Origin of the sequence: Tistlia sp. (genome assembly GCF_040905785.1) — a bacterium.
In the GTDB taxonomy this organism is placed as follows: domain Bacteria; phylum Pseudomonadota; class Alphaproteobacteria; order Kiloniellales; family DSM-21159; genus Tistlia.
In genome coordinates this window covers 22,087-30,057 of record NZ_JBBDQW010000061.1, presented here as the reverse complement: position 1 = coordinate 30,057, position 7,971 = coordinate 22,087, and the positions used below count along the sequence as shown (strand labels likewise).

General features: G+C 69.4%; 9 protein-coding genes. 2 read left to right on the top strand and 7 right to left on the bottom strand.

Annotated features, from left to right (window positions below; all coding sequences use genetic code 11):
• The 7 genes from WD341_RS13920 to WD341_RS13890 form a co-directional block, all read right to left on the bottom strand.
• The coding region (locus tag WD341_RS13920) for a dihydroxy-acid dehydratase (protein WP_368426070.1) at window positions 1-660 on the bottom strand (660 nt) is incomplete at its 3' end.
• A gap of 43 nt (window positions 661-703) precedes the next feature.
• The gene (locus tag WD341_RS13915) at window positions 704-919 is read right to left on the bottom strand and encodes a hypothetical protein (protein ID WP_368426069.1); all 216 of its coding nucleotides are present in this window, start codon (window positions 917-919) and stop codon (window positions 704-706) included.
• A gap of 66 nt (window positions 920-985) precedes the next feature.
• Window positions 986-1,312 (bottom strand): 2Fe-2S iron-sulfur cluster-binding protein, encoded by a 327-nt coding sequence (locus tag WD341_RS13910; RefSeq protein ID WP_368426068.1) that lies wholly within the window; start codon window positions 1,310-1,312, stop codon window positions 986-988.
• Window positions 1,313-1,329: 17 nt separating this feature from the next.
• Window positions 1,330-2,502 carry an NAD(P)/FAD-dependent oxidoreductase gene (locus WD341_RS13905; RefSeq protein ID WP_368426067.1) on the bottom strand — a complete coding sequence of 391 codons (1,173 nt, stop codon included), beginning with the start codon at window positions 2,500-2,502 and terminating at the stop codon, window positions 1,330-1,332.
• A gap of 9 nt (window positions 2,503-2,511) precedes the next feature.
• Window positions 2,512-3,300, bottom strand: coding sequence for an IclR family transcriptional regulator (locus WD341_RS13900; RefSeq protein WP_368426066.1), 789 nt, complete (start codon window positions 3,298-3,300; stop codon window positions 2,512-2,514).
• Between the two features lie 19 nt (window positions 3,301-3,319).
• The gene (locus WD341_RS13895) at window positions 3,320-3,868 is read right to left on the bottom strand and encodes a 3-phenylpropionate/cinnamic acid dioxygenase subunit beta (protein ID WP_368426065.1); all 549 of its coding nucleotides are present in this window, start codon (window positions 3,866-3,868) and stop codon (window positions 3,320-3,322) included.
• A gap of 17 nt (window positions 3,869-3,885) precedes the next feature.
• The gene (locus tag WD341_RS13890; RefSeq protein WP_368426064.1) at window positions 3,886-5,232 is read right to left on the bottom strand and encodes an aromatic ring-hydroxylating dioxygenase subunit alpha; all 1,347 of its coding nucleotides are present in this window, start codon (window positions 5,230-5,232) and stop codon (window positions 3,886-3,888) included.
• Between the two features lie 520 nt (window positions 5,233-5,752).
• Here WD341_RS13890 and WD341_RS13885 point away from each other — a divergent pair.
• Both WD341_RS13885 and WD341_RS13880 read left to right on the top strand, forming a co-directional pair.
• On the top strand, window positions 5,753-6,700 hold the full coding sequence (locus WD341_RS13885) for an ABC transporter substrate-binding protein (RefSeq protein WP_368426063.1): 948 nt from the start codon (window positions 5,753-5,755) through the stop codon (window positions 6,698-6,700).
• A gap of 22 nt (window positions 6,701-6,722) precedes the next feature.
• Window positions 6,723-7,910, top strand: coding sequence for an ABC transporter ATP-binding protein (locus tag WD341_RS13880; RefSeq protein ID WP_368426062.1), 1,188 nt, complete (start codon window positions 6,723-6,725; stop codon window positions 7,908-7,910).
• Window positions 7,911-7,971 lie beyond the last annotated feature (61 nt).

Here is a 7,971-nt window from a genome sequence, read left to right as displayed (position 1 = left end):
CCCCCCCGGCAGCATCATGCCGAGCGCCTCGGCGGCCAGCGCCATGGTGCTGGCCGTGCCCATGACGCTGCAGGTCCCGGCGGTCGGCATCAGCCGGTCGCCGGCGGCGACGATGTCCGCCTCGCTCATCTCGCCGGCCCGGTAGGACTGCCACAGGCGCCGGCAGTCGGTGCAGGCGCCGAGGCGCTCGCCGCGGAAGTCGCCGGTCAGCATCGGCCCGGTGACCGTCAGGATCGCCGGCACGTCGGCACTGGCAGCGGCCATCAGCAGGGCCGGCACGGTCTTGTCACAGCCGCCGATCAGCACGACGGAATCCATCGGCTGCGCCCGGATCATCTCCTCGGTCGCCATGGCCATCAGGTTGCGCAGGTACATGGAGGTCGGCGAGGAGAAGGACTCGTGGATGGACAGCGTCGGGAACTCGATCGGCAGGCCGCCCGCCAGCATCACGCCGCGGCTGATCGCCTGCACCAGCTCCGGCACCGTGCGATGGCAGCCGTTGTAGCCGCTGTAGGTGTTGGTGATGCCGACGATCGGGCGGTCCAGCGCGTCGTCGCTGTAGCCCATCGCCTTGATGAAGGCCTTGCGCAGGAACAGCGAGAACGCCGGATCGCCGTAGTTCGCCAGGCCCTTGCGCATGCCCCCGGGACCGTCCGTCACGAAACCCTCTCCCTGCGCCGGTTCGGCGCCGCTGTGGGGACGCTCACGACTGCTCTTCGTAGTAGGCCACGAGATCCTGGGCGAAGACGGCATGCTCGCCGCCGTCGATCAGCGCCGGGTTGGCCGGGTGCGCGAGATAGCGGCAGAACAGCCACATCCCGTCTCCCGGGTTCTCCACGACCTCGACCACGGCGCCGTTGGCCATGCGCAGCCTGGCGCCGGGCTCGATCTCGATCAGGTTGAAGGTCTCCGCGGTCATGACGTCACCCCCATCTCTCCATACTAACAATGCTGCCGCGCCGCTCTACCGCCGGCCATCGCGGGTTCAGGCATCGGCCTGCTCCTCGGGCACGCGGACGGTCAGGCCGTCAAGCTCCTCGGTGACCACGATCTGGCAGCTGAGCCGGCTGGTCTCATCGTGGCCCGGCGCAAGCTCCAGCAGCATTTCCTCCGTGCCCTCGGCGCTGCCGACCCGCTCGCTCCACGCCTCGGCGACGTGCACGTGACAGGTCGCGCAGAGCAGCCCGCCGCCGCACTCGGCAACGACGCCCGGGATGCCCGCCTGGCGCGCGCCCTCCATCAGCGACCAGCCCTCCTCGATCTCGATGGTGCGGCTCGAGCCGTCGGGCAGGAGAAAGTGAGCTTTCGGCATGGCCGCCTCGAAACGGTTCAGGTGGAAGAGGGAAGCTCGGCGCGCGTCGCGCGTCCGATCAGCTGCTGGCCGCGGATGAAGGCCGCAGGCTGGCCGACCGCCTCGACTGTCGCCAGCCTGCCCTCCTGCAGGCGGTAGACGGCGAAGCCGCGCGGCGGCTCCCCGACGCGCACCTCCTCGCTCGCCAGCGCCGGGTCGAGGCAGCCGGCGATCTGCAGCTTGACGCCCTGCTGTTCGGACCAGAAGTAGGGCGCACGCACGGCCGGCGGCGTGGCGCCGGCGAAGGCCGCGGCCAGGCAGCGCGCCTGAGAGACAGCCGTGTGGACCGACTCGAGCCGGCGCTGTCCGCCCGGGCGCGCGCAGTCGCCAATGGCGAAGACGGCGCCCCGCGAGGCCCTGAGCGTGCCGTCGACAATAATGCCGTCGTCGCAGGCGAGGCCGGCCTCGCGCGCCAACTGTTCGCGCGGCGTGGCGCCGACCGCGACCAGCACGGCGTCGGCGGCGAGCCGCTCCCCCTCGCCGGTCTCGACGCCTTCGGCCCGCGACTCGCCGAGCACCCGCGAGACCCGCGTGGCCAGCCGCAGCTCGATGCCGGCCGCTCGATGCAGGTCGGCGAAGGCCGCCGCGACGGCCTTCGAGACCTTGCCTGCCATCAGCAGCGGCGCCGTCTCGACCACGGTGACCTCAGCCCCGAGCGCGCGTGCCGCGGAAGCCGCTTCGAGGCCGAGGAAGCCGCCGCCGATGACGACCAGGCGCGCCCCGGGAGAGAGGGTCTCGCGCAGGGCCAGGGAGTCGGCGAGGCTGCGCAGATGGAAGACGCCCGGCAGCGACTCTCCGGGCAGCCCCAGGCGGCGGGCGCCGGCCCCGGTCGCCAGCACGCAGCGCGCGAAGGAGACGGTGCGCCCGTCCGCCAGCGTCAGCCGCCCCTCCGGGTCGAGCATCACCGCTGGCTGGCCGAGCAGCAGGTCGATGCCGACCTGCTCGTAGAAGCTCTCGCTGCGTAGCGCCAGGCGGTCCTGGCTGGTGCTGCCGGCAAGCAACTGCTTCGACAGCGGCGGCCGGTCGTAGGGCAGCGCCGCATCCTCGCAAAGCAGCGCCACGGCGCCAGCGAAGCCGCGCTGCCGCAGGCTCGCGGCCAGCTCGACGCCGGCATGACCGCCGCCGACGATCGCCACCTCGAAGTCGGTCATTGCCACGCCCTATGCCGACCGTACCGCGGCGGTCGCGGTGGAGTCGGCCGCGCCCGGGCCGGCGAGGGCGTGGGTCAGTTTTTGCGCCATGGCGGCGGTGGCAGCGCCGACCTTGCCATAGAGGTTCGGCGTCAGGCGCGACAGCGGCCCGGTGACGCTCAGCGCCGCGACCACGGCGCCGTCGCGATTGAAGACTGCCGCGCCGAGCGAGGTGACGCCGATCAGGTACTCGTTCTTGCTCACCGCGAAGCCGCGGCGGCGGATGCCCTCGAGCTCGGCGCGCAGCGCCTGCGGGTCGGTGTGCGTGAAGGGCGTGTGGCCGAGCGGCGGCAGCCCCCGCAGCAGCCGCTCCCGCTCGGCATCGGGCAGATGCGCCAGCATGGCCTTGCCGGCGCTGCCGAAGTGCAGCTCGAGCGGACGGCCGAGGTCGACGCTGCGGCGCAGCTGGTGGCTGCTCTCGCATTGCTCCACCGCGACCCGTCGGTCGCCGACGAGGAGCGACAGCACGCTGGTCTCCCCGCAGCCGTCGCGCAGCTCGGCCAGCAGCGGCCGCGCCAGGGCCGTGATCTGCGCCACCGTGTCGGCCCGCGCGGCGATGGCGACCAGGTCCGGGCCGACCATGTACTGCTGGCTGCGGGGATCGCGGATCAGCACCCCGCGGCGCTCGAGCACGGCGACGATGCGATGCACCGTGCTCACGCTCAGGCCGCTGCGCGCGCCGAGCTCGCTCAGGCTGAAGGCCCCGCCTTCGCGGAAGCAGTCCAGCACGTCGAGCGCCCTGTCGATGGTCTGGCTCATCCCCGCCTCGCGCGATGCCTCAGAAGAAGGTCGTCAGGTTCTTCGCGAGCAGGACGTTCTGGTCGATGTAGATCTCGCGCCGGCAGATCTTCCAGCCATCCGCCTCCCGGCGCAGCGTGTCCTGGCGCTTGCCCACGTAGATGTCGACCTCGTCCTGCAGCCGGTTGCGGTACACCAGGAAGCGCGAGCGCACCACCACCTCCTTCGGCGCCCGCGCATCGGGGCGCACCTCGACGAGGCGCACGTTGGTGACCAGGTGGGAGACGCGCGAGCGCGGCTCCTCCGCCCAGTGCAGCCCCGTGGCGAGCTGCTTGACGCGCTGCGTCAAGGTGACCTTGTCCTCGTCGATCCAGGCGCAGTCCTGCCTCTCGACGGAGAACTCCTGCTCGGGCTTGGCGAAGGGCACGTTCCAGACCAGCGGCATCCAGTAGCGGATGTCGTCGGCGCACAGCTCGAGCCATTCCTTGAAGCGGCGCTGGTCGAGAAGATCCGCCTCGGTGTGGAGGAAATCCTCGATCTCGCGATGCAGCAACAGCTCGTCGAGCTGTGCGGTCGTTTCGGCCTGCATGACTGTTCCCTCCCGCCTCAGTTCCGGCCCATGAGCTCGGACCAGCCCCGGCCTTCCATGAACTGGCGCCAGCGATTGTAGAAGATGCGCGCGTTCTCCTCGGTCGTGTCGCCGCCGTTGACCGCGCCCTTCAGGCCCTCGACCGGCTTCGCGTAACCCATCCCCATCTGGTAGTTGTAAGGGTGGCGACGGGCCATCCTGCCCTTGCTCGCCTCGGTGGCGTAGCTCCAGTTCTCCATGTCGTCGGACTCGGTCAGGCCGCCCGGTCCGGAGTAGCGCAGGAAATAGTGCCGCAACACGTCGCGGACCTCCGGAGGCGCGTCCTTGTCGACCAGGTAGAAGCGCCACATCTCCATCTCGGTCGGGCCCTGGGGATGGAAGATGGCCAGGGTCCGCGGCTGGATGCCGTGGAACGACATGTTCGGGAAAATCGTCGCCGCCCCGGTCAGCACGCGCCTCTCCTTGCCCAGGTTCCTGACCCGCCGCTCGTAGACTTCGCGGTGATATTCCTGGGCCACCGGGCTGTTGGTGTAGGCCGGATGGTAGGGACGCTCCTCGTAGTGCGGCAGCGCGCCGATGACGCCGTGGCCGAGCTCCGGGAAGCCGATGATCAGGCTCTCGAAGCCCTCGTTGTCGCGCCGCCCTCGGCCGGCGCTCGGGCCGATGCCGACGAGGTCGACCGAGCGGTGGCTGATGTTGTGGTAGTGGTCGCCGATGAAGTTTTCCGGCGCGAACTTCCAGTTGCAGGGAATCCGCCAGCGCTGCACGCCGCCGATGACCTCCGAGCCGCCCTCGCTGCCGTCGCGGTGGTCCAGCGCGGCGTCGAGGTAGAGCTTCATGTCGCCGAGGTAGTCGAGAAAGGGCGGCGCGTTCTCGTCCCAGCTCGCCCAGATCGTCCCCTTGTAGTTGACCACCTTCGGGCAGCGGACGAGGCCCCAGGCCTTCTTGTCCAGCTGGCAGTGGTAGTGCTCCTCGAAGCCGGGCACCCCGACCAGCTGGCCCGGCTGCTCGGCGACGCGGTCGTCGACCGAGTAGCTCCAGCCGTGATAGGGGCAGGTGAAGCTGCGCGCATTGCCCTTGTCGTAACGGCAGACCTTCATGCCGCGGTGCATGCAGCTGTTCAGCAGTACGTGGACCTCGCCCTTGCGGTCTCGGGTCAGGATCACCGAATCCTCGCCCATGCGCGACAGGAAGAAGTCGAAGGGGTTCGGGATCAGGCTCTCGTGGCCGACAAGCAGCCAGGCGCGCCCGAAGATCGACTCCAGCTCCTGATCGTAGATGTCGCGATTGACGAAGAGCTCCCGGCTGACCGTGCCGCTCTCGATCGAGACGAGATGGTCGAGCGATCGGGTTTCCACTGACATGTTGCTACCCTTCTTCCTGCAGGCGAGAGCGACGCTGCCGCGGCGGTCGCGGGGCCTTGGCGCGAAAAATGGAATGTGCTTTCCATTCTATGCCGCCACACAACGCTAGTTTGACGCTCCCGGCCCTGTCAAGCGGCGGCCTGTAGCTCCCTGTCCGGAAAGATCACAACCGATTGTTTTTGCGTATAACTTCTAGCTAAACCGCCCTGTCCACAGGCCCAGCTTGGGCAGGGCGGTGGTTCTGGCGCCGAATCAGGATCCGCGGCACGTTGACACTTTGCCTACAAATACGATAAGCCGATGACACGATAGGTCGTGGCCGTCGCACGAGTACGCGGCGGCCGGAGCCGCAGCAGCGGCACCCAACGGGCCTCAAAAAGCCAGCCCGGACAGAGGGGGTAGAGAAATGGAAACCAAGCTTACCCGTCGGCAATTCGTTCAGCAGGGGAGCGCTCTCGTCGGTGCGGGCGCCGCCCTTGCCATTCTGCCGGGCCGCGCCTTCGCGGATGCGACCGCTGCCGTGCTCGAGCGCCCCGAGGTCGAGGGCTGGTACGACGCCGCCAAGTCCGAAGGCGAGGTGAACTACTACGCCTCCAACAATCCGGCGCTTTCGCAGCGGATGGCCGAGGGCTTCAACAAGCGCTATCCCGAGATCAAGGTAAACATCGTGCGCCTGGCCAGCGGCCCGCTCGGCAAGCGCTATGCGACCGAGGCAGAGGCCGGCACATTCGTCGCCGACATCCTGCAGCTCGGCGACCCCACGATCATCCGCGACGGCTATCAGAAAGGTTGGTTCACGCGCATCGACGAGCTGCCGTCGCACGCCGCCTGGCCGGAGGAGTACAAGGCGGAGAACTACGCGGTCGCCAACATCTTCCCCGGCACCATCACCTACAACACAACGCTTGTTCCGGACGGCGGGGCTCCGAAGGCCTGGCCCGACATCCTGGACCCGAAGTGGAAGGGCCTGATCCTGGCGCCCGACCTGCGCACCAGCCCGACCAACATGCACTGGGCGAAAACCATGATCGACACCTACGGCGAGGAGTTCCTGACCGGCCTGGCCGCACAGGACATCCGCTGGGTGCCGAGCACCGTGCCGGGTACGCAGATGCTCGCGGCCGGCGAAAGCGCACTGCTGCTGCAGAACCTGCGGATGGTCAGCTACTCGGTGATCGAGCAGGGCGGCCCGATCGACGACGTCATGCTGGAGCCCAACACGGGCCTGGAGTCCCTGGTCTCGATCTCCACCCAGGCGCCGAATCCCAACTCGGCCCGCCTGCTGGTCAACTACGTGCTCTCCCCGGAGGGACAGGCCCTGCTGGTCAAGGACGTCGGCGCTTCGCCGCTCGGCAATATCCCGGGCGCGCTGCCGCTGCCCTCGGACTACCGCCAGGCCAGCTACGAGGCGATCAGCGAGGCCCTGGCCATGTCCGACCGCATCTCCAAGCTCGTCGGTCTCAGCTGAGGCCATGCGGAACGCAGCCGTGATGATCGAGAGGGACGCCGGCGAAGCAGCGGACGGCAGCGTCCAGCGGTCCGCAACGGCGGCGGCTTCGGTGCCGCCGCCCGCCAAGGCGGCGCTCGCGGCTCCGCGCATCGTCGTGCGGAACCTCGTCAAGAGGTTCCGCACGCGGCGCGGGGACGTGCTCGCGCTGGACGACGTATCCCTGGAGATCGGCGTGTCGGAGAAGGTGGTCCTGCTCGGCCCGAGCGGCTGCGGCAAGACCACTCTGCTGCGCTGCGTCGCCGGTTTGGAGGAGCCCGACTCCGGAGAGATCGAGATCAACGGAACGCTGGTGTTCTCCTCGCGCAAGCGGGTCTCCGTGCCGCCGGAGCAGCGCGGCATCAGCATGGTCTTCCAGTCCTACGCGCTCTGGCCCCACCTGACCGTAATGGACAACGTGGCATACCCACTGGTGAACCAGCGGGTGCCGCGGGACCAGATCCGCCAGCGCGTCGAGAAGGCACTGGCCATGGTCGGCTGCGAAGCGCTGCTGCAGCGCTATCCGGCGCAGCTCAGCGGCGGGCAGCAGCAGCGCGTCTCGCTCGCCCGCGCCGTCGTCGGCAGCGATGGCGTGGTCCTGTTCGACGAGCCGCTGTCCAACGTCGACGCCAAGGTCCGCGAGCAGCTTCGGGTCGAGCTGGTGGCGATGCAGCGGCGCCTGGGCTTCTCCGCGCTCTACGTCACGCACGACCAGACGGAGGCCACGGCCCTCGGCCACCGCATCGCCGTCATGGGCATGGGCAAGGTCGCGCAGGTCGGGGCGCCCCGCGACATCTACGAGCGGCCCTGCAGCCGCTACGTCGCGAACTTCGTCGGGGCGGTGAACGAGCTGCCGGGCCGCGTCGTCGAGCGGAACGGATTGGAGGTCGCCGTCGAGACCGCCGTCGGCAGGATCGTCTCCAGCAACGGCGGCGACTTCCAGCCGGGCGCCGAGGTGGTGGTGATGGTGCGGCCAGAGCACCTGCGCTTCGCCGCCCCCGGCGAGGCCGCCGCCGGCAGCCGCCTCGTCGGCACGCTGGAAAGCGCGATGTTCCTCGGACTCTACAGCGAGTACCCGGTGGTCGTCGGCGAGCAGCGCCTGCTGGTCCGCAGCATGCAGGCGGAGGCGGTCGAGGAGGGCCAGGAGGTCACGCTGCAGTTCGACCCCGCCAACGTGTTGGTGTTCGCCTAGGCGCGAGTCCGCCGCGCCACCGTCCGCCCGCGCCCCCACTCCCGAGAAGGAAGTGAGCAGC